Below are 315 nucleotides of genomic sequence, written 5' to 3' on the forward strand. Positions count from 1 at the left end.
GCTTCATTGTAGAGGTGATGAAGCGTGTATGGAAGGCAGTAGGAGAAGAGTATACGGTGGGCATCCGCATGAGTGCGGATGAGATGACGATGGACGGGGCAACAGTAGCAGATGCTGTACGTATTGTGGAATACCTGGTTGAGCAGACACGGGTTGATTTCATCAATGTTACGGCAGGTGATTCGAGTACGTATGCTGGTTCTACACATATCGTGCCACCATCTCCTATGAAGCATGCCTATCTTGCTGCGCATGGATTTAAGATTCGGATGGCTGGGGCCGTTCCTGTATTCGTTGGCTCACGCATTGTTGATC

Annotated in this window: 1 pseudogene; it reads left to right on the plus strand. The window is 49.8% G+C overall.

Annotated elements, in window-relative coordinates:
* Positions 1-56 precede the first annotated feature (56 nt).
* Positions 57-315, plus strand: a pseudogene (locus tag LKX83_RS32305) (hypothetical protein); the annotation flags it as partial.

It is taken from the genome of Cohnella baijiui (assembly GCF_020731285.1).
GTDB lineage: Bacteria > Bacillota > Bacilli > Paenibacillales > Paenibacillaceae > Cohnella.